Origin of the sequence: Bartonella australis AUST/NH1 (assembly GCF_000341355.1) — a bacterium.
Lineage (GTDB): Bacteria > Pseudomonadota > Alphaproteobacteria > Rhizobiales > Rhizobiaceae > Bartonella > Bartonella australis.
Window position 1 is genome coordinate 134,228 of the sequence record NC_020300.1, and the last position, 25,596, is coordinate 159,823.

20 protein-coding genes and 2 pseudogenes are annotated in these 25,596 nt (G+C 42.7%); 13 read left to right on the plus strand and 9 right to left on the minus strand.

The window, feature by feature from the left end:
- The first annotated feature begins 198 nt into the window (after positions 1–198).
- From acnA to cyoD, 10 genes and pseudogenes are all read left to right on the plus strand, one after another.
- Positions 199–2,886 carry an aconitate hydratase AcnA gene (gene acnA, locus BANH1_RS00620; protein WP_015397519.1) on the plus strand — a complete coding sequence of 896 codons (2,688 nt, stop codon included), beginning with the start codon at positions 199–201 and terminating at the stop codon, positions 2,884–2,886.
- Positions 2,887–3,107: 221 nt separating this feature from the next.
- Positions 3,108–3,374, plus strand: a complete 267-nt coding sequence (rpsT, locus tag BANH1_RS00625; protein ID WP_015397520.1) for a 30S ribosomal protein S20 — start codon at positions 3,108–3,110, stop codon at positions 3,372–3,374.
- Positions 3,375–4,071: 697 nt separating this feature from the next.
- Positions 4,072–5,646, plus strand: a complete 1,575-nt coding sequence (dnaA, locus tag BANH1_RS00630) for a chromosomal replication initiator protein DnaA (RefSeq protein ID WP_015397521.1) — start codon at positions 4,072–4,074, stop codon at positions 5,644–5,646.
- 195 nt (positions 5,647–5,841) lie between these two features.
- Entirely contained in the window at positions 5,842–6,963 is a 1,122-nt protein-coding gene (dnaN, locus tag BANH1_RS00635; protein ID WP_015397522.1) for a DNA polymerase III subunit beta, read from the plus strand.
- A 12-nt stretch (positions 6,964–6,975) separates the two neighbouring features.
- Positions 6,976–8,118, plus strand: a complete 1,143-nt coding sequence (recF, locus tag BANH1_RS00640; RefSeq protein ID WP_015397523.1) for a DNA replication/repair protein RecF — start codon at positions 6,976–6,978, stop codon at positions 8,116–8,118.
- Positions 8,119–8,171: 53 nt separating this feature from the next.
- Positions 8,172–8,598: pseudogene (locus BANH1_RS00645) on the plus strand (type II 3-dehydroquinate dehydratase).
- A 155-nt stretch (positions 8,599–8,753) separates the two neighbouring features.
- Positions 8,754–9,725, plus strand: a complete 972-nt coding sequence (cyoA, locus tag BANH1_RS00650; protein WP_015397524.1) for a ubiquinol oxidase subunit II — start codon at positions 8,754–8,756, stop codon at positions 9,723–9,725.
- Positions 9,726–9,805: 80 nt separating this feature from the next.
- On the plus strand, positions 9,806–11,824 hold the full coding sequence (gene cyoB, locus BANH1_RS00655) for a cytochrome o ubiquinol oxidase subunit I (RefSeq protein ID WP_015397525.1): 2,019 nt from the start codon (positions 9,806–9,808) through the stop codon (positions 11,822–11,824).
- On the plus strand, positions 11,821–12,486 hold the full coding sequence (locus BANH1_RS00660; RefSeq protein WP_015397526.1) for a cytochrome (ubi)quinol oxidase subunit III: 666 nt from the start codon (positions 11,821–11,823) through the stop codon (positions 12,484–12,486). Before cyoB ends, BANH1_RS00660 begins: the two co-directional genes overlap by 4 nt.
- Complete coding sequence (gene cyoD, locus BANH1_RS00665; RefSeq protein WP_015397527.1) at positions 12,486–12,893, plus strand: cytochrome o ubiquinol oxidase subunit IV; 408 nt, start codon at positions 12,486–12,488, stop codon at positions 12,891–12,893. The genes BANH1_RS00660 and cyoD overlap by 1 nt, the downstream gene beginning before the upstream one ends.
- A gap of 298 nt (positions 12,894–13,191) precedes the next feature.
- Here cyoD and fabI read toward each other — a convergent pair whose 3' ends face one another.
- Genes fabI through fabA form a run of 3 tightly spaced genes read right to left on the minus strand, consistent with a single transcriptional unit; the run spans position 13,192 to position 15,862 of the window.
- Positions 13,192–14,025, minus strand: a complete 834-nt coding sequence (fabI, locus tag BANH1_RS00670) for an enoyl-ACP reductase FabI (protein WP_015397528.1) — start codon at positions 14,023–14,025, stop codon at positions 13,192–13,194.
- Positions 14,026–14,074: 49 nt separating this feature from the next.
- The gene (gene fabB, locus BANH1_RS00675) at positions 14,075–15,295 is read right to left on the minus strand and encodes a beta-ketoacyl-ACP synthase I (RefSeq protein WP_015397529.1); all 1,221 of its coding nucleotides are present in this window, start codon (positions 15,293–15,295) and stop codon (positions 14,075–14,077) included.
- Positions 15,296–15,352: 57 nt separating this feature from the next.
- Entirely contained in the window at positions 15,353–15,862 is a 510-nt protein-coding gene (fabA, locus tag BANH1_RS00680) for a 3-hydroxyacyl-[acyl-carrier-protein] dehydratase FabA (RefSeq protein ID WP_015397530.1), read from the minus strand.
- 238 nt (positions 15,863–16,100) lie between these two features.
- Here fabA and irrA point away from each other — a divergent pair.
- Positions 16,101–16,591, plus strand: a pseudogene (gene irrA, locus BANH1_RS00685) (iron response transcriptional regulator IrrA).
- Positions 16,592–16,629: 38 nt separating this feature from the next.
- Here irrA and BANH1_RS00690 read toward each other — a convergent pair.
- From BANH1_RS00690 to BANH1_RS00710, 5 genes are all read right to left on the minus strand, one after another.
- On the minus strand, positions 16,630–17,196 hold the full coding sequence (locus BANH1_RS00690; protein WP_015397532.1) for an SH3 domain-containing protein: 567 nt from the start codon (positions 17,194–17,196) through the stop codon (positions 16,630–16,632).
- Positions 17,197–17,707: 511 nt separating this feature from the next.
- On the minus strand, positions 17,708–18,589 hold the full coding sequence (locus BANH1_RS00695) for a C40 family peptidase (RefSeq protein WP_015397533.1): 882 nt from the start codon (positions 18,587–18,589) through the stop codon (positions 17,708–17,710).
- Positions 18,590–18,918: 329 nt separating this feature from the next.
- A complete protein-coding gene (locus tag BANH1_RS00700; RefSeq protein ID WP_015397534.1) occupies positions 18,919–20,292 on the minus strand; it encodes a leucyl aminopeptidase family protein in 1,374 nt (457 codons plus the stop codon).
- Between the two features lie 13 nt (positions 20,293–20,305).
- A complete protein-coding gene (coaA, locus tag BANH1_RS00705) occupies positions 20,306–21,289 on the minus strand; it encodes a type I pantothenate kinase (protein ID WP_015397535.1) in 984 nt (327 codons plus the stop codon).
- 149 nt (positions 21,290–21,438) lie between these two features.
- A complete protein-coding gene (locus BANH1_RS00710; RefSeq protein WP_015397536.1) occupies positions 21,439–22,428 on the minus strand; it encodes an asparaginase in 990 nt (329 codons plus the stop codon).
- Between the two features lie 223 nt (positions 22,429–22,651).
- Here BANH1_RS00710 and hslV point away from each other — a divergent pair, with 223 nt between their 5' ends.
- Both hslV and hslU read left to right on the plus strand, forming a co-directional pair.
- Positions 22,652–23,233: an ATP-dependent protease subunit HslV gene (hslV, locus tag BANH1_RS00715; RefSeq protein ID WP_015397537.1), complete on the plus strand. Its 582-nt coding sequence runs from the start codon at positions 22,652–22,654 to the stop codon at positions 23,231–23,233.
- On the plus strand, positions 23,234–24,544 hold the full coding sequence (hslU, locus tag BANH1_RS00720) for an ATP-dependent protease ATPase subunit HslU (protein ID WP_015397538.1): 1,311 nt from the start codon (positions 23,234–23,236) through the stop codon (positions 24,542–24,544). It abuts the gene before it with no gap.
- Positions 24,545–24,555: 11 nt separating this feature from the next.
- Here hslU and BANH1_RS00725 read toward each other — a convergent pair whose 3' ends face one another.
- Complete coding sequence (locus BANH1_RS00725) at positions 24,556–25,563, minus strand: class I SAM-dependent methyltransferase (RefSeq protein ID WP_015397539.1); 1,008 nt, start codon at positions 25,561–25,563, stop codon at positions 24,556–24,558.
- Positions 25,564–25,596: the final 33 nt, after the last annotated feature.

Genomic DNA, 25,596 nt, shown 5'->3' on the forward strand with positions numbered 1-25,596 from the left:
TAGTTCTATAAAGCACGCGTTGCGCCAGTATCTGGTGTAGGGTTTTGGGGCCAATTTCCGAATTTTCCGGTCAGAAGGCGAAAAATGAACAGCGAAAATGACGGCACCTGCTTTCGAACTGCGGTTCATTTTTGCGGTTTGCGTTGTTTATTTCGGGAAATGGGCGGTTTGTAGTACGTTACATGAGGGTGGATGGTTATGTCTCAAATTGACAGTTTCAGTTGTCGTAAAACTTTAAATGTTCGTGGCAAAGAATACATCTATTACAGCCTGGTTGAAGCTGAAAAAAACGGGCTCAGGGATATCTCCCGTTTGCCGTTTTCGATGAAGGTCCTCCTCGAAAATTTATTACGGTTCGAAGACGGCCGCACAGTTAAAAAAGAGGACATTTTAAATTTTACCAAGTGGCTAAACGACAAAGGTAGGGCCGGTGCAGAAATCGCCTACCGCCCCGCGCGCGTCCTCATGCAAGATTTCACTGGCGTTCCCGCTGTCGTCGATCTTTCTGCGATGCGCGACGCTATGGTTAAGCTCGGGGGCAACGCTGAGAAAATTAACCCCCTCATCCCTGTTGATCTTATAATTGACCACTCGATTATCGTCGACGATTTCGGTAATTCGATGGCGTTTAAGGAGAATGTCGAGCACGAATATGCGCGCAACGGCGAACGTTATCGTTTTCTCAAATGGGGGCAACAGGCTTTTCAAAATTTTCGAGTCGTTCCCCCAGGAACAGGAATTTGCCATCAGGTTAATTTGGAATATTTAGCTCAGTGCGTTTGGACAAAAAACGACGGCGATTCTCAGATTGCGTACCCTGATACATGCGTGGGGACCGATTCGCACACAACTATGGTGAATGGTTTAGGCGTTTTAGGTTGGGGCGTTGGTGGTATCGAAGCAGAAGCAGCAATGTTAGGACAACCGGTTTCTATGTTACTACCTGAAGTTATCGGTTTTTATTTGACAGGCAGACTCAAAGAAGGCGTGACGGCTACTGATTTGGTATTATTCGTTACGCAAATTTTGCGCAAAAAAGGTGTAGTCGGCAAATTTGTTGAATTTTTTGGCCCCGGTTTAGAATATATGACGATTGCTGATCGGGCTACAATAGGGAATATGGCGCCCGAATATGGAGCGACTTGTGGTTTTTTTCCAATCGATGAAGAAACAGTGCGTTATCTTAATATGACAGGGCGTGACGAAGATAGAATCGCTTTAGTGGAAGCTTATTCTAAGGCGCAAGGGATGTGGCGCGACAGAAAAACCATTGATCCCGTCTTTAGCGATATAGTTGAATTAGATATGGGCAGTGTTGTGCCTTCTATGGCTGGTCCTAAGCGTCCAGAGGGGCGTATTCCATTGGAAAATGTCGGGCAGAATTTTACGTTAGCTTTGGCTAATGACTATAAAAAAGCCGATGAGGAAAATGATCGCTATATGGTTGAAGGTGAGCAGTATAAGCTTGGTCATGGAGATATAGTGATTGCTGCGATTACTTCTTGTACAAATACGTCGAATCCGAGTGTCCTTATTGCTGCAGGTCTTTTGGCGCGTAACGCTGTGGCGAAAGGTCTCAAAAGTAAGCCATGGGTTAAGACTTCTCTTGCACCTGGTTCACAGGTAGTTGAAGCGTATCTCACTGAATCAGGCCTTCAACGAGATTTAGATGCCTTGGGGTTTAATTTAGTGGGTTTTGGATGCACGACGTGTATTGGAAATTCTGGCCCTTTGCTGCCGGTTATTTCTAAAACGATTAATGAAAATGGTTTAATTGCTGCAGCTGTTCTTTCAGGTAATCGCAACTTTGAAGGGCGCGTGTCACCCGATGTACAGGCTAATTATTTAGCCTCACCGCCTTTGGTGGTCGCGTACGCTTTGGTAGGAACAGTGCGTAGGGATTTAACGAAGGAACCTCTTGGTGAAGGTTCAGACGGTCAGCCAGTTTATTTGAGAGATATCTGGCCAACTTCTAAGGAAATACAGGAATTCATAGAGCGCAATGTTACCCGTAAAACTTTTGTTGAGAAATATGCAGATGTATTTAAAGGAGATGAAAATTGGCAAAAAGTTCAGCTCCCTGCGGGCGCTACTTATTCTTGGGATGATCAGTCAACTTATGTACGCAACCCGCCTTATTTCGATAAAATGCCGAAGGTCCCTAGTCCGTTAGGGGATATCAAAAATGCGCGTATTTTAGGGTTATTTGGTGATAAAATTACGACTGATCATATTTCTCCTGCGGGGTCGATTAAGTTTGATTCGCCTGCCGGGAAATATTTAACTGATCACGGGGTTGGAGTAGCTGATTTTAATCAATATGGGACTCGTCGTGGAAATCACGAGGTTATGATGCGTGGGACCTTCGCCAATATCCGTATTCGTAATTTTATGTTGGGAGAAAATGGTCGCGAAGGAGGCTACACAATCCACTATCCATCGGGGGAAGAAAAAACAATTTATGATGCAGCAATAGCGTATAAGCGAGAGGGGGTTCCCTTGGTTGTTTTTGCTGGTATTGAGTATGGTAATGGGTCTTCTCGTGATTGGGCTGCTAAAGGCACTAATCTTCTTGGTATAAAAGCAGTGATTGCTCAATCTTTTGAGCGTATTCACCGGTCTAATCTCGTTGGTATGGGAATTGTTCCATTTGTGTTTGAAGCCGGTGCAAGTTGGCAATCGTTCGGTCTAAAAGGGGACGAACAGATAACAATTGGAGGCATTCATGATTTAAAGCCTCGTCAGAGGGTTACGGCTACGATTACTTCTGCTGACGGGACAGTAAAAAATATGCCATTATTGTGCCGTGTTGATACCGAAGATGAGTTGGATTATTTGCGTCACGGCGGTATTTTGCAATATGTTTTGCGTGATTTAGCTGTTTAATAGAGTGTTTATTTGTTTATTAAAGTACGCGTTAAGTCGGGCTCTTGGGACGTCCTTCTAGTTTTTTACACTTATTCGTGAAAATTCAATTGACGTTAGCTTTAAGGTTAAGTTATAAGCTCACTGATGGGGGGCGGCTATCAGAGTTGGGGTGTGTGTATTTTAATGCCGGTATAGCTCTGGTTGTCCTTGCTGATAGGTCAAAAGAGAGAGATATATTTATGGCGAATACATTTTCGGCTAAAAAGGCGGTGCGCAAAATTGCAGCCCGCACACGGGTCAACAAAGCCCGTCGTTCGCGCGTTCGTACTTTTATTCGTAAATTTGATGATGCTCTGGCTGGGGGCGATAAAGCGTCTGCAGAAATGGCCTTTAAGAACTTTGAACCAGAGGTTATGCGCGCAGTTTCTAAAGGAGTTTTTCATAAGAACACCGCAGCGCGGAAAGTGTCACGTTTGGCGAAGCGTTTGAAGAATTTTAGCGCCTAATTTTTTTGCTTTAGAGGAATCGGGCCAGTATCCGTGAGGGTGCTGGTTTTTTTGTTAATTTTTGGGCAGAATCTATATAGTGCCATTTTTATCAAAAAATATAATAAGTTTTTTATGTTATGATAGTTATCCACAAGGTCTGTGAATTTTGAGAGAGTCTTTTTTGTCAAGCTTTTTTTATTTTTTTTTTTTAGCGAATAAATTCTTTAATTATTAGTAAATTTTACAAAAAAAAAGTGAATTGAATCAATTAGCTTTCCCATTTGTTCTTTCTGTTTACGGGTTTATATCGGCTTTTTGCGATATTTCGATCGTATTTTGACCTCTTGCATTTTACCTCTGCTGTTTTGTATGGTTCTAATGGAAATTAAAGATACACAAGGTTTTTGTTAGCCGAGTGTTCTGTTTCGTGTTGCATTGGGGGGGGGTGCTTTGGGTTGTAGGCTATATGAGGCTTCAGCTTAAGTAAGTTTTCTGGCAGGATCCTTTGGTTTCCTTTATTGGTATATTTTAAAAGAGCGTATCGTGCGATCGGTACGAAATGAATTTATCAATTACCTTTGTAATTGGGGTCGGTATGGAGTGATCCCGGCGGAGGTATAAGTAATCTTATTCGGGGAAGGGCGTGCTTGCTCTCGCGGAGCAGTTTTCGAGCTGCTTAGCAGGACGGGATTGTGGTTTTTTATCGGGATGGAAAATGGTGGATAAGTTGAACTCTAAAGTCAGTTCTTTTAAAAAGGTTTCAGTGGATATCCTGTCTACAGAGAGAATGATAGACAAGATGGCGGATGTAAGTGGGTCGGTTGTTGCGAATGCTTCTGCGGAGCGTCTGATTGCTTTAGAGGAAGAAGGAGCGTCCGCTTTTGCGCGTGTGATGGCTCAGTTAAAGGCACAGGTTGGTGTTGAGGCTTATACTAGTTGGTTTGGCCGTTTGAAGCTTGCCGAGTATAATCGTAATCTCGTGAAACTTTCTGTTCCTACTGCGTTTTTACGCTCATGGATTAATAATCATTATGGTTCCCTTTTAACAAATTTGTGGAAACGGGAGAATTCAGCGATTCTCCGTGTTGAAGTCGTTGTTCGTGGTATGAAGCGCGTTTCGAAGGGTGCTGTATGTAAGGCGGATGAGGGGCCTGTTGTTGCTGTTTCTGAGGAACAAGCTGCTTCATCTTTGATCGGAGAGTGCGCAGAATATACAGTAAAATCTGCTCGTGTAGGCATTTTTGGTTCACCGCTTGATTCGCGTTATACTTTTGAGAATTTTGTTGAAGGATCTTCTAACCGTGTTGCTTTGGCTGCAGCACGCTCAGTTGCAGAGGGGCATAAAAGCGCTTTGCGGTTTAATCCTCTTTTTATTCACGCATCCGTTGGTTTAGGAAAAACGCACTTACTGCAAGCTGTTGCCGCTGCAGCACTAAAGCGTTTAACGCCCGCGCGCGTTATTTATCTGACTGCTGAATATTTTATGTGGCGTTTTGCGACAGCTATTCGTGATAATGATGCTCTTTCTTTTAAGGAGCAGTTACGTGATATCGATCTTTTAATTATCGATGATATGCAATTTTTACAGGGAAAGTCGATTCAGCACGAATTTTGCCATTTGCTCAATATGTTGCTTGATAGTGCAAAACAGGTTGTTGTAGCGGCTGATCGCCCACCGGCAGAATTGGAATCACTTGATCTTCGGGTTCGCTCTCGTCTTCAAGGGGGAGTAGCCCTTGAAGTTGAGGCGCCTGATTATGAAATGCGCCTGAAGATGTTGCGTCAACGGCTGAAGGCAGCGCAGCAGGATGATAATGCAATTGCAATTTCTGATGATGTTTTGGAGTATATTGCTAAAACGGTTTTGGGGTCAGGCCGTGATATTGAAGGGGCATTTAACCAGTTACTGTTTCGTCAGTCTTTTGAGTCTGATTTATCTTTAGAGCGAATTGACGAATTATTGGGCCATTTAACGCGTTCAGGTGAACCAAAGCGCATTAGGATTGAAGAAATTCAACGTACGGTCGCCCGTCATTATAATGTTTCTAAGCAAGATTTATTATCGAATCGCCGGACTCGCACGGTCGTTAAGCCACGACAAGTCGCGATGTATTTGGCGAAAATGTTAACGCCTCGTTCGTTGCCAGAAATTGGGCGCCGTTTTGGGGGGCGCGATCATACAACAGTCTTACATGCAGTGCGTAAAATTGAAGATTCTGTTTGTGGCGATCAGACTTTAGCGAAAGAACTTGAATTGCTTAAGCGGTTGATTGGAGAACAGACTGTATAGCATTATATTCACACCCTATCGTCAAAAATGTTGCAGAGTGTCAGTAGGGAGATAGCGGTTGTTGCATTCAGAGTGGCCTATTGCCATTTTAAAGGATGTTGAATAAAATTTGGCACATGATTCTTTTGAATGAATCGTGGGCTTTTTAATTTAGTGAATTTACAGTCGTTGAAAAATTATAAACGGGGATTTTTAATGCGTATTACAGTTGATCGCAGCCAATTTCTTAAATCTCTCGGTCGTGTTCATCGCGTGGTTGAGCGCCGTAATACTATTCCTATTTTGTCGAATATATTGATTGATGCGGGCGAGGGCAGCGTGCAATTGAAAGCGACGGATCTTGATTTAGAGGTTACAGAATCTTTTGTCGCTAATGTTGAACAAGCAGGGGCGACAACTGTTCCAGCGCATTTACTTTACGATATTGTTCGCAAGTTGCCCGACGGCGGTGATATCGTTTTGTCAGCTGATGTAGAGCAGGTCGGTACTATGTCGATTACCTCTGGCTGCGCTAATTTCCGACTTCAATGTCTTCCTAAAATAGATTTTCCAGAGTCTCTTCCAGGTCAGTTTAGTTGCCGGTTTTCTTTACCCGCGTCGAGTCTCAAGCGTCTGCTTGATTGTACGCAGTTCGCTATTTCTATTGAAGAAACGCGTTACTACCTTAATGGCGTTTACTTCCATGTTATTGATGATGGTACCTTAAAACTGCGTTTAGTTGCTACTGACGGCCACCGCCTGGCACAAGCTGATATGGAAGCTCCTTCGGGAGTTGATGGTATGCCGGGCGTTATTATCCCCCGTAAAGTTGTAGGAGAATTGCAAAAGCTTCTGGCGGAGGAAGTCGATGCTGGCGTGTGTGTAGAGCTTTCGGAAGCGAAAATTTGTTTTTCTGTGGGATCTGTGGTTCTTACGTCAAAATTAATTGATGGAACCTTTCCGGAATATCAACGTGTTATTCCCCTCGGAAATGATAAAAAATTGACTGTAAATCGGCAGGATTTTTCTTCCGCCGTTGACCGTGTTTCAACAATTTCGAGTGATCGCGGACGCGCAGTGAAATTAATAGTTGAAAATGGACAATTGAGGCTTGTCGTTAATAATCCTGACTCTGGGAGTGCAGAGGATCAATTGGTTGCAAATTATACGTCTGATCCTCTTGAGATCGGATTTAATTCACGCTATCTTTTGGATATAGCGGCGCAACTTTCAGGTGACGAGATGATTTTGATGCTTGCGGAGGCTGGGGCGCCTGCGCTAATTCGTGATAATGGTGATGCAGAGGCGCTTTATGTGCTTATGCCCATTCGTGTTTGAGGGCAATACGTTTTGCAATGCGTTGCTGGTCATGTACATAAAGTGGCAGTAAGGCAGCTGAGGTTGGCGCGTTACCGCAATTATTGCTCTTTCAATATTCATTTATCAGGCCAGCATGCGGTTTTTACCGGTAGCAACGGTGCCGGTAAGACCAATCTTTTAGAAGCACTTTCTTTTCTTTCTCCTGGTCGCGGTCTGCGGCGTGCAGCGTATTCTGAGGTTAGTTTGTCTGACGGTACAGAAGGCGGGTTTGTCGTGTTTGCGCGTCTCCAGTGTGCTCTGTATGGTGAAGTTAATATTGGTACGGCCTTAGAAGCTAGCGGTAATGGTCGAAAAATACATATCAATGGCGTGAATGAAGCGAGTGACTGTTTGACAGATTACTGCCATATTAGCGTTCTGACTCCTTCTATGGATCAGCTCTTCGTGGGACCTTCGCTTGATCGACGCCGTTTTTTGGATCGTATGGTTTTAGCCATCGACTCTTTGCATAGTCGCCGTATAGCAGACTATGATAAGGTCATGCGTGCACGTAATCGTTTATTGTTAGAGGGGAGTAAGGACTACGCGTGGTTTAATGCTTTGGAAGCTCAGATGGCCGAGCTTGCGACTGCTATCGCGGCTGCGCGGATTGATATGATACGGTTTTTGAATGACATGCTTGCACAGACACCGGTTTATACACCTTTTCCGCGGGCTTTTTTACAAATTGACGGCTTTTTAGAAAAGATTCTTAGTGAGGCGTCGGCGATTGAGGTTGAGGAACGATTTTTGGATCGTTTACGTCGTAATCGCGCAATCGATCGTGCTGCAGGGCGGACATTGGAAGGACCACATCGCACAGATTTACGGGTTTTGTATGCGGATAAAAATATGGCAGCAGCGTCTTGTTCAACAGGCGAGCAGAAAGCTTTGTTGACGGGTTTAGTTTTATGTCATGCGCGTTTAACAGGTATGATGTCGGATATGGCGCCCATCCTTTTGCTTGATGAAATGGCTGCTCATCTTGATTCTTATCGACGTTCCGCTTTATTCGATATTCTTGACGATTTAGGTGGGCAGACATTTATGACGGGGACGGACCGCATTTTGTTTGATTCTTTAAAAGGGCGTGCAGAATTTTTTGAGATAAAAGATGGAACTTTGTTACAATAAGAAACATGCTAATAGATTTTTATAGGGTGACAATTGAGTAAAAGCGATTCGCTATATCTGCGGTTATAATGATTTTAAATGGCCCCGGTCTGAATTATTTTGGTAGACGTGAGCTAGAAATTTATGGCATTGGAAATATGGAAAAATTTTACAAAGAATGTGCGGAAAAACTCGAAGTAACGCTGCGCTTTTATCAAAGTAATTGTAAAGGTCGATGGATAGAGTGGGCATAGGCGGCGATTGAGGCGAGCGCCGGGTTGATTATTAATCCGGCTACTTATAGCCGCGCGTCTGTCGCAATTCTTGATGCACTAAAGATATTTACGGAATTGATAGAGGGGGTTCGCTTATCGAATATTTACCGACGTGAAGTCTTTCATCACTATTCTTATGTTTTTGAACGTGGATTCAGTTATTGCCGGGTGTGGGAGAGATGGGTATGATTCTGCGCTTGAATATATCGCTAAGTGGGTTAAGTAGTATTAATAGGAGGTGGAGGGAGAGAAAATCGGGTGATATTAATACGAGTATTTGAATTTGCTTGATAATTTTTTTCAAATAAGTAAGACGTATCTGCGAGAAGCTGTCATGGTATTTATAGAGAGTGCCGGTGAATGTAATGGGGGCAAGTAGGAATGAAAAGCGTTGTTCAACAAATAAAGATGCTCGTGGTTTCAGGGACGGCGTTGCTTTTATCTGGCTGTAAAATTGATGTACTCCAGCCAGCAGGGTACGTTGCGCGCCAGCAGCTTGTCTTAATCGTTATATGCGTTTTCGTTATGCTTTGCGTTGTTATCCCAGTAATGATTGCAGTGGTTTTTTTTGCCATCAAATATCGTGCATCAAAGGCGACAGAGGACTATTTACCTGATTGGGGGCATTCAAATAAAATCGAAGCCTTTATGTGGGGCATTCCAATTTTTATCGTGATAATTTTGGGTTTATTTACGGCTCATTATACCTATAAGCTTGAGCCTTCGAATTCACTTCCAGCGGATATTATCGGAGAGGAAAAGCCGTTACAAATAGACGCTGTTGCTCTGGACTGGAAGTGGTTATTCATCTATCCCGAATATGGTATTGCATCGGTTAATGAAATTTATGCGCCAGAAGGTCGCCAAGTATTGTTACAATTAACATCGGAAAGTTCCCTTAATGCATTCTGGGTGCCGAAGCTTGGTACGGTTCTTTACGCTATGCCGCAGATGAATGCTAAATTACATTTAATGGCTGATAAGCAAGGAATATTTAGTGGAAGCTCAGCGAATTATAGCGGTGATGGTTTCGCAAATATGCATTTTCAATGGCATTCTGTGTCTTTGAAAGATTTTGATAATTGGATTGCTAAGGCTCGAGTAAATGGCCAAAAACTTGATCGCGCATCGTATCGTCAGCTCTCTAATCCTCCCCGTATGGGCGATGTCGCCGCAAAAAATAAAGATGCTGAAGTACGTTATTTCGCGCCTGTCGAAAAGCGGCTTTATTACCGAATTGTTAATAGGTGTATCGATGAAAACACAGTGTGTAATGAAGATTTAATGAAGCGTGCTGCTGCTCAGACGCTTTGGGGTACGCTTTGTTCTGTTTTTGATCCTAGTGTTATTTAGGGAGCGCTAACCGAGAAAGAATCCTTTAAAATAAAAAGGTTTTTTGTAAACGTAAGATATTATTTGATATAGGTTGAGAAATGTTTGGAAGACTCACAGATCCTACAGCAGGTGCTTTTCATGCACTTACACATGAGCCAATCGTTCTTTATACGTGTATCGCGATTGTTTCGGGTGCTTTAGTCGCGATTATTGCTTTAACGGTGCTAGGCTGGTGGGGAGTTCTTTGGCGCAATTGGGTTACGACAGTTGATCATAAACGTATCGGTATTATGTACATCATCCTCGGCATTATCATGCTTGTTCGTGGTTTTGCTGACGCGATTATGATGCGGACACATCAAGCTCTGGCGCTTGGAGATGAAACAGCGGGTTATTTGCCACCTGAGCATTTTGACCAGATTTTTTCGGCTCACGGCGTCATTATGATTTTCTTTATGGCCACGCCGATTTTATTTGGCCTTTTCAATTATCTTGTGCCACTTCAGATTGGTGCTCGCGATGTTGCTTTTCCATTCGCAAATAATCTAGGATTTTGGATCACAGCTGCAGGAGCGGTGTTAATTAATATATCGCTGGGCATTGGCAATTTTGGCCGTGGTGGTTGGTTAATGTATCCGCCTTTTTCAGAGTTGCAAGGCAGTCCAGATACAGGGGTGGATTATTATCTGTGGTCGCTCCAGCTTTCTGGTATCGCAACAACGATGGGGGCAATCAATTTTATAGCGACTATTATTAAAATGCGTGCTCCAGGGATGACGATGATGAGGATGCCTGTTTTTTGCTGGGCCGCTTTCGTTACCAATATTCTTATTTTGATTATTTATCCCGTTTTGGCTGTGGCGTTTGCGTTATTAGCAGGTGATCGTTATTTAGGCATGAATTTTTTCACCAACACTGCTGGCGGGAATCCTATGGTGTGGATCAATTATGTTTGGATTTTTGGTCACCCTGAGGTTTATGTTTTGGTCATTCCTGCTTTCGGGATTGTTTCTGAAATTGTGCCGACTTTTTCTTCAAAACGCCTCTTTGGTTATAGTTCAATGGTATGGGCGATTCTAGTTATTTTAGTTCTTTCTCTCCTTGTTTGGGGGCACCATTTCTTTACAATGGGCGGCGGTGAAGCTGTGAACACCTTTTTTAGTGTTGCGACGATGATCATCGCGGTTCCAACGGGTGTTAAAGTCTTTAATTGGTTGTTAACTATGTATAAAGGGCGGATTCGCTTTGAGCCTCCTATGCTCTGGTGTATGGGGATGTTGTTTACATTTGTTGGGGGTGGATTGACGGGCGTTTTAATGTCGATTGTGCCGGCCGATTGGCAATTCCATAATTCTCTATTTTTGGTAGCCCATTTTCACCACACGATTATCGGTGGCGTTATCTTTTCTTATTTGGCGGGGCTCGCTTTTTGGTTTCCGAAAGCTTTTGGTGTTAAGCCGAATCGTGTACTGGGTATCGCGTCTTTCTGGTGCTGGTTTATCGGTTTCTATCTCGCGTTCTTCCCAGTTTATACGCTTGGCTTGATGGGGGCTACGCGTCGCCTTCAGCATTATATCGAGCCTAGTTGGCAGCCGATGTTTATTATTGCCGCGGCAGGGGCTTGTATTATTCTCCTTGGTATTCTTTGCTTTGTGTTACAAATCGTTTTGGCAGTTTGGTATGGTATTAAACATAAAGGGCGCTTGCCGATAACGTCGAATGATCCTTGGGGTGATGCGCGTACCCTTGAATGGTCTACTTCTTCACCACCTCCTTCTTATAATTTTGCGATTATTCCAGAGGTGCAGACCGAAGATGCTTATTGGGATATGAAGAAGAGGGGTTATCAGCGCCCAATAAGTGGGTTTACAAAAATTCATATGCCGTCAAATACGTCGGCGGGCGTTATTGCAGGTTTTTTCTCATTAATTGTTGGTTTTGCACTTGTATGGCATATTTGGTGGCTCGCTGCGATTGGGTTAGTCGGATTCGCTGCAACGATTATTGGTCATTCGTTAGTGGGCGATCATCATGGTTATTATATTTCAGCGGAAGAGGTGCAAAAAACGGAAGATGCATTTACGGCTGTTCTTAGAGAACAAGGAGCGAGAACATGAGCGCGACGACAATGAATAACGCGCATGCGGACGAGCACAATCACGACAATAGTTCGGTGATGATATTTGGATTTTGGATTTATATTCTTTCGGATTTAATCTTATTTTCAACGTTGTTTTCGAGTTTTGCGGTATTTTCTGCATCTTATGGTGCAGGAAAGGCTGGTAATGAATTTATTAATTTAAATTTTGTTTTAGTTGAAACGGCTATTTTACTGCTGTCGTCAATTACTTATGGATTTGCGATGGTGCAAGCCTATAAGGATAACTTAGCCGGCGTACGCTTATGGATGGCTCTCACCTTTGTGCTTGGATTTTGCTTTGTAGGGATGGAGATTTACGAATTCCGTGAACTTTTAAGCGAAGTATATTATCACGATTTCGGTGCTTATGCTGGGATTGATCCTGAAACAGGTGTACAGCTTTTTGGGCGGGAAGTTTTATCTGCCTATTGGTCAGCATTTTTTGCTTTAGTCGGCACCCACGGGCTTCATGTAAGCGTTGGGTTGCTTTGGATGATTGTGATGTTTTTTCATTTGCGGCGCAGTGGTTTAGATCAGTATAATAAGACACGCTTAGCGTGCCTCTCAATTTTTTGGCATTTACTTGATATTGTTTGGGTTGGCGTTTTTACTATGGTTTATTTATTAGGGGCACTGTAATGAGTACTCACAATGAAATACACGGTCCAAGTACTGGTCCTTATTTAATTGGCTTCATTTTGGCTGTATTTTTTACCTTAGGCTCTTTTCTTCCTGTGATGTATGGAATGATGGAAAGCTGGGCAATTAGTACAAAGGTCATTTATCTCATTGGGATGGCACTTATCCAGATTGCTGTGCAGATTGTTTTCTTTTTGCACTTAAATTCTGGCCCAGATGCTAAATGGAATCTGATTTCTTTGTGGTTTACGGTTATATGTGTTTTTATCATTATTGGGGGCACGTGGTGGGCTATTTCCCATTTGAACTATAATATGATGGGTGGGTCGGGGCGTATCATTGAGTCAGAAGTGAGTAGGACTATACCAGAAGAGCAGTCGTCGAGCGCAAAGGCTCCGACGGAATAGTTGCTCGGATACATAAATGCTAATAGAGAAGTCGCCGGACGCGTGAATTTTAGTGGAGTAACTCCCGGATACGTGGGCGTTAACTGAACGGCCGCCGGGCGCGCGGGCGCCTGCTCGGGCGGTGACAGTGATAAAATTTGCTGTTTTATGACGGAGCGCGCGCTTTAATTCTGGATGCATGAAAACGCCACTCCCCCCCCCGACGGCAAACGATACCGTCTTCTCAGCAGAATTTTGGAAGCTTAAAGCCCCTATTAAGATTTGTAAAAGTCCTTAAAATGGGAGAATTTGCCGTTTTTTATACTTTGTATGACTGTTCCTCTTGAATTTCGTCGCTTTGTTTTAATTCTTCGAGTATCGGCATAGACGTAATGTTGTAACCTGAATCAACATAATGAATCTCACCGGTGACACCTGACGACAAATCAGAGAGCAGATAAAGGGCGGATTTTCCAATTTCATTGATGTTCACAGTACGGCGCAATGGTGAGTTGCGGCGTTGATACGCGAAGATCGCGCGTGCAGCCGCAATGCCATTACCGGCTAGAGTTCGAATGGGGCCAGCTGAAATTGCATTGACACGGATATTTTGAGGGCCAAAATCAGCAGCTAAATAACGTACCATAGCTTCTAAAGCTGCTTTAGCGACGCCCATAACGTTGTAATTCGGCACAACTTTTTGCGAAGCCCCATAGGTGAGTGTTAAGAGTGTACCACCGTTAGGCATGAGCTTAACTGCGCGTTGAGCAATTTCAGTAAAGGAATAGGCTGAAATGACCATTGTACGATTAAAATTTTCGCGCGTTGTAACATCAACATAGCGTCCTTTTAATTGCGTTTTATCCGAAAAACCAATGGCATGAACAACAAAATCGATCGTCCCCCATTCTTTTTCAAGACATTTAAAGACGTGATCGACATTTTCAATTTTTTCAACATCACATTCGAATAATAATTTGCAACCGAGCTTTTCTGCTAATGGTTGAACGCGTTTTCCAAAAGCATTTCCTTGATAAGTGAACGCTAATTCAGCCCCCGCTTTCGCTAATTGACATGCGATGCCCCAAGCAATCGAATGGTCGTTTGCGACCCCCATAATAAGGCCACGTTTGCCCTCCATCAAACTTTTCATATCATTCTCCGTAAGACCCATGCTATTTTAATCAACCGAGAAGCTCCATTTATGTGTAGCGTTGAAAAATAAGTGTTGCGTTAGTTCCACCAAAACCAAAAGTGTTTGATAATACAGTATTAAGTTCTTGATGATCACGGCGTTCACGGACGATTGGCATGTCAATGAAAGCTGGATCGAGCTCTTCAATATGAGCACTTTCACAGATGAAATTATGATTCATCATTAATAATGTATAAATCGCTTCTTGAACACCTGCTGCGCCCAGGGAATGGCCTGTCAGAGATTTCGTAGCAGAGATGGGGGGACATTGATCACCTGATCCAAAGATACGGCGAATTGCCTCTATTTCAGGGGGATCACCAACTGGTGTTGCCGTTGCATGAGGATTGATATAATCAATTTTGTCATTCACCCTTGCGAGGGCCATACGCATGCACCGTTCTGCCCCATCACCAGATGGAGAGACCATATCGTATCCATCAGACGTAGCGCCGTACCCGACAATTTCCCCATAGATCTTCGCTCCGCGCGCTTTGGCTAATTCTAGTTCTTCAAGAACCAAAACACCAGCCCCGCCAGCGATAACAAATCCATCACGGTTAACATCATAGGCACGTGAAGCTTCTGCTGGCGTGTCGTTATATTTACTGGACATGGCCCCCATAGCATCAAATAAAACGGATAATGTCCAATCTAGGTCTTCGCAGCCACCTGCGAACATACGATTCTGTTTACCGTATTGTATCATTTCATAAGCGTTCCCTATGCAATGATTAGATGTGGCACAGGCTGAAGAAATAGAATAATTCACTCCCTTAATTTTAAAAAAAGTAGCGAGAGTTGCCGAAGCCGTGGAACTCATTGCTTTAGGCACAACAAAAGGGCCAACCCGCTTTGGGCCTTGTTGACGTGTAGTATCTGCTGCTTCAACGATTGAACGAGTCGAGGGCCCCCCAGAGCCCATAATAATACCGGTATGTTCATTTGATATTTCACTCGGTTCTAAACCCGCATCAGTAATTGCTTGACTCATGGCAATATGATTCCATGCTGTTCCACGGCCGTGAAAACGCAGAGCCCGTCGATCGATTAATCCTTCTACATCGACATTGGGCTTGGCATACACTCTGCTACGGAAGCCTAGTCTAGCATACTCTGACGAATAGGAAACCCCTGATTTTGCGTTTTGCAAACTGGCTAAAACGGCTTGAGGTTCATTTCCAATCGCGGAGATAATTCCCATTCCGGTTACAACAACTCGACGCATTTATACCTCCATGATTCATACAGAACAACGAGACGTCTCTTCTGATTGAAATAATGCTCAGTCTTTTTTAAATAGAGCAACGCGTAAATCACTCGCTTTATAGATAGTTTCCCCGTCTGCCTTCATCCATCCATCAGCTATTCCCAAAACCAAAATTCCGCGCCGGATACGTTTAAAATCTATTCCGTATTCGAGTAACCGGGTTTGTGGAGTTACCATACCGGATAATTTTACTTCACCTGTTGATATAGCGCGTCCCCTTCCTAACTCACCCAACCAACCGAGAAAAAAACCTGTTAATTGCCACATACCATCTAAACCGAGACACCCCGGCATCACAGGATCTCCAATAAAGTGGCAATTAAAAAACCATAGGTCCGGAGTAATATCGAATTCCGCACGGACCATTCCCTTATTGTATGCACCGCCATTTTCATTAATTTGAGTGATTCGATGAATCATCAACATCGGCGGCGTAGGCAATTGTGCATTACCTTTACCAAACATTTCGCCGCGAGCGCAGCTCAGAAGCTCTTCATAAGTATAGCGGGACTTTTGTTCAGCCATTGTTACTCCATTTATTTGCGTACATTTTCACTTTCTGCGCCTTCTACTAACCTACTTTTAGAGCAAATTTTAAAGAGAGGGAAACGATTTTATTTTATTTTGGATGACAAAAAGTCTTTTTTATGTATCTTAATGTGAAAGGTTATTGGAAACAGAATAAAAAGTCCATGTTTTGTGTCTTTTTCAGTTCACTGAATACCGGCCTTAGCTTGAATGTAAGTGTTCTGCGCTTTATAATTTGCCGGTAGGCGCGGGCAATTTGGGGTTTAATGAAGAAAAACAGCCCGTGAGAGAGTTGTGGATTATCATTCTTTATCTGAATTAGAGGAGCGTTTGCGTGAAAGTGGTCTGCGGCCGACGCGTCAGCGGATGGAGCTCGCTAATATGATTTTTTCTCAAGGTGATCGTCATATTGCTGCTGAGGAATTATATGAAGAAGCAATCAGATTAGGCGTCCCTGTGTCTTTAGCGACGGTCTATAATACCCTTCATCAATTTACGGAAGCTGGTTTATTGCGGATTATTGCCGTAGAAGGCTCAAAAACTTGGTTTGACACGAACACATCTGATCATTATCATTTTTATATCGAAAAAGAAAATCGCATTCTTGACATCCCTGATCATTTGGAAGGGTCCCCCATCATTGAGAATTTGCCTACACCGCCGGAGGGTATGGAAATTTCTCACGTTGATTTAATCATTCGGTTAAGACCGAAGAATCTAACCTGATTTTAGGAAAAAAGCTAAATAAGCCGGGCTAAAGTTCATCAGCCTTTAATTTTTTCATCGGGATAAATTCCCCATAATTGGGTTTGGGGAATCCAGCCGCGGACATTCTGAATATCCAATTCGCACCAGTGCCCGTCGCATCGGCGGATATTGCCAACGATGTTAGGCTCTACTTCCGCTATAAGTGCGGACTCATTTGTGGGAGTACGGCGTAGCATAAGTCTTTTCATTTTATCTTTTTGCCAGGGAATAGTAATTGCGGTTCGTTTTCCTGACAAAAGTGATTGATAAACCCACCCTTCATCGCCCTCGGCATCACGAATTTTGCGCCATTGGTCATATTCTTGAGTGATTTCGACAGGCAAGCCTTTTTTTTGGTAGATAAAGACGACAGAATAATCGCTTCCTGGTCCGACGCGGACATTAACGCGAGTAGGTTTAATTGAAGCAAACCGTGGAAGAGGCAGACCACTTGGTCCCACATTTTGATTGAGTATTTGGGCATGTTGCGCATGCAAAGAAGTGAGAGAACAAAACAAAAGCCCTGTTGCTATCGATATACACGACGAGAATAAGGAAAATCGAAACCAAATAGAATTTTTCATTTTTAACTATTTTTCCACTTTTTATATGCTTTCAATTTAAGATTTGAAAGGTAGTTTTTCGGCATCTCAGGCTGTAACATATCTCTGTTAAGGAGGTCTAAACAATTTAGAATTCATTGTAAAATAATAACTTAAAAATGATGCAAAGCTTCAAAGACTTGGATATATTCATAAAAGGCGATTAACTACGGGTTTAATAGGGAATTTTGACTTCCTGAGAAGGTGGGGGGGTATGTGCGCCTTCAATCAACTTAATTAATGTGGTGCGTTATAACACGGTGGCGCTGTGTCCAAGATCATCTAGCGAACGGATATATTGACCCGGGATTTTAGGGAAAGCTGGCGATATCTAATTTTTATAAATCAGCGCGGTAAGGGAGGACCATTTTTGCTCCTACAAAGAGAATTAGAAGCGAAAGTCCCGTTTCTTTATACGAGTAGGGCGGTCAGCACAGCGACAAACGCAATGCGGTCGGCGTCGCGTTCCGTGAATGGGTTGTGAACGCTGTTCTCAATTATGAGAGTTTGCATCATGTTTCTGATCTGGACGGCGTTTAGCTACGGGATATTCGTGGTGTTTAGCAATGCGTGCGATTGCTTCTTCTAAAGGCTCAACTGAAACATCCATGGAACCTCCATTCGCGTGGATGATATTTTCGTGATCGATCATAATAGCGACGTGGCCTTTCCAAAAGATCAAATCACCTCGTTGAAGGCTATCACTTTCTGTGAGTAGCCTCCCTATGGTTTTCTGTTGCACGCTCGTATCACGCAAAACCATTTGGCCGGCCATCATCATTGAAAGTTGCACTAATCCTGAGCAATCAACACCAAAACCACTGACTCCGCCCCAAAGATAGGGTGTGTGAATAAATGTTTGTGCAACTGCGACATAATCTTCGAATACATCTCCGACGAGACTGAGATGATGAGAAATAATTGCACTCCCATTTTCAAGGATAGAATACATTGTGCCGCGTGTTTCAGCTTTATCAACAACACTCACTTTGCTGCCCATAGATAAGGCCCTTTCCATAGGACTGCGTAGGTCAGCTTGTGAATATTGAAAAGTACGTGGCACTGAAACGATGTGGGTTTGCTTTATGGTTGGCGCACAAAGGACCTTTGCATCAATATACCCCACATAGCCGTCTTTAAGCAATTGGACACGTGACATAATTTCCCCTTCTTCTAAGATTAGAAGCTCTTCCCCCAAGAGGCATTCCGTTTGCCTTTCGCTAGTTGGGCTCTCATCCTTAAATAAACCAGCAACAGCGGTGGCGACGCGTTTTATCTCCCCTTGGGTAAAAGGGCGGGGTGTGGTTTCTTTTTTAGAGTTCTGATTTTTGAGGTCAGTTGTGCATGTATGTAACTGTGGGTTTTGGTTTTCCATTTTTTGTCCTTTATATTTTGCACTTAAAAAAGGCCAACAACAGCTACGCCACAACGTTCCATTTTTTCTTGAAAAACGTTACGCTGCGACTTCTTTTTGAAAGTGCCGACCTGAAAACCATTTCTGAACGTGCGTAATTTTGTATCTTTGTGTGCTATTTACGTTAGACCTGGTTTTTAAAGATAATTTGCGCATTTTTACCTACGGGATGATCTGTTTTTACCTATCCGTAAAGATCAAAATGAGCAAAATATCTGTCTTTTTGAAGGCAATCATGCACAAAATTGCCCCTGAATGCATATAATTTAGGTCTTTGTGTATTATTTGTATTAGACTTCATTTTTGAAAAAGTCGTAAAGGGCACGGAGAGTTTGTGCGTTTCCGCCTACGGGATGGCCGGGTTTTTCTTTTTCTACCCACCCATAGAGGTCAAAATGGGCAAAATATTTGGCTTTTTCGACGAAAGAGCTAAGAAACAAAGCAGCGGTTATAGAGCCGGCGGAATTGTCGCTTGCTGTGCTATTGAGATCTGCGATTGGCGATGATAATTTTTCTTTGTAGGGCTTCCAAAGTGGCATTTGCCAAAGGGGATCAGCAACCGAGTTAGCAGATTGAGAAATTTTTTGCGCCCATATCGAATCATCGCAATAAAATGCAGGAAGGTCCGGACCTAATGCTATGCGAGCAGCACCCGTTAAGGTGGCCATGCAAAGCATAAACTGCGGGCTTTGTTCATCACCGTAGGTCAGTGCATCAGCAAGAATAAGCCGACCTTCAGCGTCTGTATTGCCGACTTCCACATTGAACCCTTTACGACTTTTGAGGATATCACTTGGCCGGAATGCATTATCAGAAATTGCATTTTCAACAGCTGGGACCAAAACTTGTAGACTGAAAGGTAGTTTGGCATCCATAATAAGTTTAGCTAGCCCCAAAACGTGCGCACCACCACCCATATCTTTTTTCATAGTCAGCATATTATTCGCTGATTTAATATCTAATCCCCCGGTATCGAAAGTTACACCTTTGCCAACCAATGTTATTTTAGGGTGCTCTTTTTGCCCCCATTGTAGCTCAATGAGGCGCGGTGCCGAGATACTCGCACGTCCTACAGCGTGGATCATCGGGAAATTTTGTTTCAAAAGTTCATCTCCGCGAATAGTTTTAATATGAGCGCTGTAGGTTTGTCCCAGTTGGCACGCCACTTTTTCGAGGGCATCAGGGTTCATATCATTAGCCGGAATATTAATGAGATCGCGGACAAAAAAGACAGTTTCATAAATCCGTCTAAGCTCACCTAGATCAATCTCTTCGTGAACGTGAATCGATAATGATTTAAAAACAGGATTTTGGCGATATTGATTAAATTGGTAGCTTCCTAATGCCAATCCCAAATAGGTGTTTATTTCATTTACAGCTGCTCCTTCGAAATGCCAATGGCCAGCTGGAAGGTTTTTGGCGAGGAGGCCGGTAATAAAAGGCTCTTCACCACTACCCAGCCCGAATAACACTTTTTTTAATTGTCCCGTTTCTTGAGGAACAAATAATATCTGCCCTGCTTTACCGGTAAAGTCATGGACTTTCATCCAAGCGGTGGTTGACGCATCAAGTGATAAATCAGCAATATCTTTTGAATAAACTAAAAGGATAGGAAAGCTGTTATCGGCACGTGTTGAGGTAAAGTTAATCTGCTGTTCGGGCATGCCTATTAGGTCCTTATAATTTTCGGAGAGCTACATATTCTACAAAATGGTTTCTTCCCTTCCGTAAAATAAGATTAGCCCTCGGTCGTGTTGGTAGTATATTTTCCTGTAAATTTTTTAGATTAATTGTGCACCAGAGATCTTCGGCAATTTTTAAAGCTTCTTCTTCACTCAACAGTGCGTAACGATGAAAATAGGATTCAGGATTTTGAAATGCTGTTTTACGTAAACGTTTGAAACGTTCTATATACCAATGCCGGATCATTTTTATTTCTGCATCTACGTAGATCGAAAAATCAAAAAAATCTGAAATAAACGGCACGATTTTTTTATCGTTAGGGAAGTTACCAACCTGAAGTACATTGACACCTTCAACGATTAAAATATCGGGCCGGTCAATGATAATATTCTGATTTTCCAAGACATCATAGGTCATATGCGAATAAAGTGGCGCACGGACATTGCCGATACCAGCTTTTATGGAAGAAAGAAATCGCAGCAATTTTTTAATATCGTAGGAGTCAGGAAAACCTTTGCGATTCATGCGTTTTTTTTTCTGCAACACAGCATTAGGATAGAGAAAACCATCAGTTGTGATCAGATCAACTTTAAGATTGGATGCCCAACGTTTCAGAAGTTCTTGAAGAATGCGCGCAGTGGTTGATTTTCCTACAGCAACAGATCCTGAAATTCCAATGATGAAAGGAGTTTTTTTTGTTCTTTTTTGATGCAAAAATTGCCGGCGTTTTTGAAAAAGCTCCTGTACTGCTTCAATGTGGCACGATAAGAGACGCGATAAAGAGAGATAAATGCGCTGCACCTCTTCAAGATTAATTGGATCACCAATTGATCTTAGACGTTTAACTTCATCAAAGGTTAAAGTAAGCGGTGTATCCGCACGAAACTCGGACCATTCTTCAGCAGTAAAGATGCTATAAGGAGAATATTGTCCGGAGGCGTAATCGGCCAAATCATATTTGTGTTTGATTTTTAGCATAATAATATCGATTATTTGTACCGACTTTACTTCAAAAGAATTTTGTCGGAGGCGGTAGCAATGACGGCAGATGAAAAAGATTGCTGTTTTATTATTAAAAAAGTTTTGTTTCGCATATTCTTTTCTTTAAGATAATCATTGACGCTCTTTCAACTTATAGTCCAGTCATTCCAATGTGTATTGATTTGCGCTCGTGACAGGCCTTGTGCCAAAAAAGTCCACAAAAGTAAACGTGATTTTGCTGCTGATAAATATCCAGACATTAAAGCACCAGCAGCAATTAGATCGATTTCTGAGCCTTTATAGCCGTAAGTTGTACGAGCTGTTGGACCATTATAAGAGCGGCTGGCAATAATGATTGGTATTTTGGATGCATATTGTCGCACAATATCTGCTGCTTTAAAACTGCAATGGCCCGCGCCAAATCCAGCAATGACGATGCCTGAATAATATCCACTTTCGAGGCAAAATTTTATCAAATTTGTATCAGATGACAGAGAGGAATACAGTAACGCTACGTGGTGATCGTCATTTTTGGGTAGCGAAAAAGTTGTAGGACAGAAATTTCGGTTATTGAAATAGATAGGTTTTCCTTCCAAAATCGTCCCCAAAGTGCCGGCCAGGCCAGATTGGAATGTTTCGACATTGAAGGTGTGGCTTTTTTGCACCCAGTAAGGTGAATGGATGGTGTCATTTATCACAACTAAGACGCCTCTGTTGCGGCTCTGCTGATAAGCTGCGACACGGGTCGCTGCCAAAAGATTGGCTGGTCCGTCAGCGCCAGCTTCGGACGGGGTGCGCATGGCGCCGGTCACGACGAGTGGTTCAGCTTTATCCCAGTAAAGGGAAAGAAAAAAAGCTGTTTCTTCCAGCGTGTCAGTCCCTTGCGTTATGACAATACCGCTTGCGCCTGCCTCGATTTGCGCTGCTGCCCATTCTATCGTTTCAAAAAGAATTTCAAAAGATAAAGATGCGCTTGGCAATTGTGTTAACGTTTGAGCCTGAATATCAGCAATATTTTTTAAACCAGGAACATTTTTTACGAGCATTTCAGCGGTTAAAATAGGCTGCATTTGGCCATCACTATCGGCAGCTGTCGCAATCGTTCCTCCTAATGTTCCTATTGCCACCCTTTTCATCGTTTTTCCTTTGAATTGTAAATAGTTTGCGAAGGTTATGTAGCAATAATTTCAGAGGACAACAATAATATCATTTTTTTCATTCCAAAAAATTGAGTTGCACTCAGTTAAAAAATTGAATTGTGTTCAGCCGTTGTGTTTTGCAGTGTATATTCTTAAATAGAAAGGTTGACGGTTGGTATTTTATGTTTGACAAAGGGAAGCGATAATTAAGGAGTTTTTTATGACAGAGCATAAGCCCGATAGAATGTACGGTACTACTATTATTACTGTACGAAAGGGTGATAAAGTGGTTATAGCCGGCGATGGGCAGGTTTCACTTGGACAAACGATTATGAAAGGTAATGCACGTAAAGTACGCCGTCTCGGAAAAGGTGGTGCAGTCATTGCTGGTTTTGCTGGTGCTACAGCGGATGCTTTTACATTGTTGGAAAGACTAGAAAGGAAGCTTGAGCAATATCCTGATCAGTTAATGCGTGCATGTGTAGAGCTTGCAAAAGATTGGCGAACTGATCGATATTTACGTCGTCTTGAGGCGATGATGCTTGTGGCTGATAAAAAGGTGACTTTGGCTTTAACCGGTCTTGGCGATGTATTAGAGCCGGAAGATGGGGTTATGGCAATTGGTTCTGGGGGCAATTTTGCTCTGTCGGCTGCACGTGCACTCATTGATACAGATTTGGATGCGGAAACTATCGCATATAAGGCTATGAGCATTGCAGCTAAAATTTGTGTTTACACCAATGACAATTTTACGATTGAGACATTGGACGCTGAGTTATCTTCTTTAGAGAAAGCTATTTAAATGTGTGTTGTATTTTCCCCTCGCGAAACCGTTTCTGAACTTGATCGTTTTATTATTGGCCAGAAAGATGCTAAACGTTCTGTCGCTATTGCACTGCGCAATCGGTGGCGTCGGCAGCAGCTTGAAGGGCAGATGCGTGAAGAAGTTATGCCTAAAAATATTTTGATGATAGGGCCGACTGGTGTTGGGAAAACGGAAATAGCACGCCGATTAGCAAAACTCGCCGGAGCGCCTTTCGTTAAGGTAGAAGCAACTAAATTTACCGAAGTTGGCTATGTCGGTCGTGATGTTGAACAAATTATTCGTGATCTCGTTGAAATAGCGATTTCTCTTGTTCGTGAAAAAAAACGGGATGAGGTGAAAGCGAAAGCTCATATTAACGCCGAAGAGCGGGTTTTAGAAGCTCTTGTCGGTAAGACGGCAAGCCCCGCTACCCGTGATAGTTTTCGTAAGAGATTACGCGAAGGCGAATTGGATGACAAAGAGGTCGAGATTGAAGTGGCCGATCATAGCAATAATAATGCTCCAACTTTTGATATCCCTGGTATGCCTGGTGCACAAATGGGTATTATGAATTTATCGGATATTTTTGGCAAAATGGGTACGCGTACGAAGATACGTAAAACGACAGTAAAAGACGCCTTTAAACCATTAATTGATGATGAATCCGAAAAACTTCTTGATCAGGATAAAATTATTCAAGAGGCGCTTCGTGTTGCGGAAAATGACGGAATTGTCTTCATTGATGAGATTGATAAAATTGCGACGCGAGATGGTGGAGTAGGTGCCGCTGTTTCACGCGAAGGAGTTCAACGAGACCTGTTACCTTTGGTTGAAGGAACGACAGTTTCTACTAAATACGGGCAAATTAAGACAGATCATATCCTTTTTATCGCCTCTGGCGCATTTCATGTAGCTAAACCATCTGATTTATTACCAGAGCTTCAAGGTCGTTTACCTATTCGTGTAGAATTGAATGCTTTAACGCGGGAAGATTTACGGCGTATCCTTACTGAACCCGAAGCTAGTCTGATTAAACAGTATATCGCTTTAATGGCAACAGAAGAAGTTCATTTAGAAATTACTGATGATGCAATTGATGCTTTGGCAGATATTGCTGTTGATTTAAATGCGAGAATTGAAAATATTGGGGCACGTCGTTTACAAACAGTTATGGAACGCGTCTTAGACGATATCTCTTTTACGGCACCTGATAAAGCAGGGACTTCGTTTAAGGTTGACGCCGCTTATGTCAGGCAATCTATAGGTGACCTTGCTTCTGACATAGACCTTTCACGTTTCATTCTTTAGGAGATTATTATTTATCTAATTTGCTGGCGTGCTTCAATGACTTTAAAACCATGAGCTTCTTCGTGTATAAAAACTGTACGGAAGAGTTTTTTTAACAATATTTCGTAAGGAAGGTGGCGGTTAGCAACGAGAAGCAGACTGCCGTGGGGTTTCAGATATTTTGCGGCGTTGCTGATAAAATGCTTTCCCAGTGATACATCTGCAGCTTGTTGGGTGTGAAATGGTGGATTTGAAATAATTGTGTCATAAAGATCCGTAATAGGTTCATTAATGAGATCATGCCAATAAAAACCGATCGAAAGAGAGGTTTTTATATGTTTCAAATGTCGTTTGGCTGCTTCTAAAGAATTATAGTCGGCTTCATAAAGATCTATTGCGGTTAAGTTTCTGCTTTTTTCAAGCGCAGCATAAGAAAGGAAGCCCCAACCGGCACCGAAATCAGCAGTTTTTCCGAAAATAATTTCAGGTATATGGGCAGCAAGCATGGCCGATCCTGGGTCAATGCGACCATGAGAAAACATACCGGAAGTGGTCTGAAACTGACTCCCAAAATTAAGTGGCAGTGAGCGAAAGCGCGAAATATTTTGTTCATTTATCCGTTGTGGCACTTGAAGCCAAAATATAAGGCGGTGGTTTTTAGACATTTTATCGGTGACAGGAATAATCGTTTGAATCCATTTCATCATTGAAGCTGCACCGACAGTTTTATCCCCACCGACGACAATCCACCCGCCGGGCTTAACGCGTTCTAACAGGTCAAGAAAAGCATTTTGGTTGAGACCACGGTATTTGCCAAGTTGTAAAAGCGCGCCGTCATAGCTGAAATTTTTTCTTACTTGGGGGTAACAGCGGAATTTGGCGTTAATAAATTTTAAAAAGTCTTGTCGCCAAGGGGTTATAAAATCGAAATTTTGTACCCATCGTTCGTCAGGGATTTTGGTTAAACCAAAACTTAACCAACATTCACCTTGGTTTGGCTGAGGGAGATCATAGTTTTCGAACAGCAAAAACAGGGACATTTGGTTCTCTTAAAGAAAAATGCCATACTCACG

What these genes read in the sequence shown, in the direction of transcription:
- acnA (WP_015397519.1), top strand. Translation starts at nt 199, where the DNA reads ATGTCTCAAATTGACAGTTTCAGTTGTCGTAAAACTTTAAATGTTCGT.
- rpsT (WP_015397520.1), top strand. Translation starts at nt 3,108, where the DNA reads ATGGCGAATACATTTTCGGCTAAAAAGGCGGTGCGCAAAATTGCAGCC.
- dnaA (WP_015397521.1), top strand. Translation starts at nt 4,072, where the DNA reads ATGGTGGATAAGTTGAACTCTAAAGTCAGTTCTTTTAAAAAGGTTTCA.
- dnaN (WP_015397522.1), top strand. Translation starts at nt 5,842, where the DNA reads ATGCGTATTACAGTTGATCGCAGCCAATTTCTTAAATCTCTCGGTCGT.
- cyoA (WP_015397524.1), top strand. Translation starts at nt 8,754, where the DNA reads ATGAAAAGCGTTGTTCAACAAATAAAGATGCTCGTGGTTTCAGGGACG.
- cyoB (WP_015397525.1), top strand. Translation starts at nt 9,806, where the DNA reads ATGTTTGGAAGACTCACAGATCCTACAGCAGGTGCTTTTCATGCACTT.
- BANH1_RS00660 (WP_015397526.1), top strand. Translation starts at nt 11,821, where the DNA reads ATGAGCGCGACGACAATGAATAACGCGCATGCGGACGAGCACAATCAC.
- cyoD (WP_015397527.1), top strand. Translation starts at nt 12,486, where the DNA reads ATGAGTACTCACAATGAAATACACGGTCCAAGTACTGGTCCTTATTTA.
- fabI (WP_015397528.1), bottom strand. Translation starts at nt 14,025, where the DNA reads ATGAAAAGTTTGATGGAGGGCAAACGTGGCCTTATTATGGGGGTCGCA.
- fabB (WP_015397529.1), bottom strand. Translation starts at nt 15,295, where the DNA reads ATGCGTCGAGTTGTTGTAACCGGAATGGGAATTATCTCCGCGATTGGA.
- fabA (WP_015397530.1), bottom strand. Translation starts at nt 15,862, where the DNA reads ATGGCTGAACAAAAGTCCCGCTATACTTATGAAGAGCTTCTGAGCTGC.
- BANH1_RS00690 (WP_015397532.1), bottom strand. Translation starts at nt 17,196, where the DNA reads ATGAAAAATTCTATTTGGTTTCGATTTTCCTTATTCTCGTCGTGTATA.
- BANH1_RS00695 (WP_015397533.1), bottom strand. Translation starts at nt 18,589, where the DNA reads ATGGAAAACCAAAACCCACAGTTACATACATGCACAACTGACCTCAAA.
- BANH1_RS00700 (WP_015397534.1), bottom strand. Translation starts at nt 20,292, where the DNA reads ATGCCCGAACAGCAGATTAACTTTACCTCAACACGTGCCGATAACAGC.
- coaA (WP_015397535.1), bottom strand. Translation starts at nt 21,289, where the DNA reads ATGCTAAAAATCAAACACAAATATGATTTGGCCGATTACGCCTCCGGA.
- BANH1_RS00710 (WP_015397536.1), bottom strand. Translation starts at nt 22,428, where the DNA reads ATGAAAAGGGTGGCAATAGGAACATTAGGAGGAACGATTGCGACAGCT.
- hslV (WP_015397537.1), top strand. Translation starts at nt 22,652, where the DNA reads ATGACAGAGCATAAGCCCGATAGAATGTACGGTACTACTATTATTACT.
- hslU (WP_015397538.1), top strand. Translation starts at nt 23,234, where the DNA reads ATGTGTGTTGTATTTTCCCCTCGCGAAACCGTTTCTGAACTTGATCGT.
- BANH1_RS00725 (WP_015397539.1), bottom strand. Translation starts at nt 25,563, where the DNA reads ATGTCCCTGTTTTTGCTGTTCGAAAACTATGATCTCCCTCAGCCAAAC.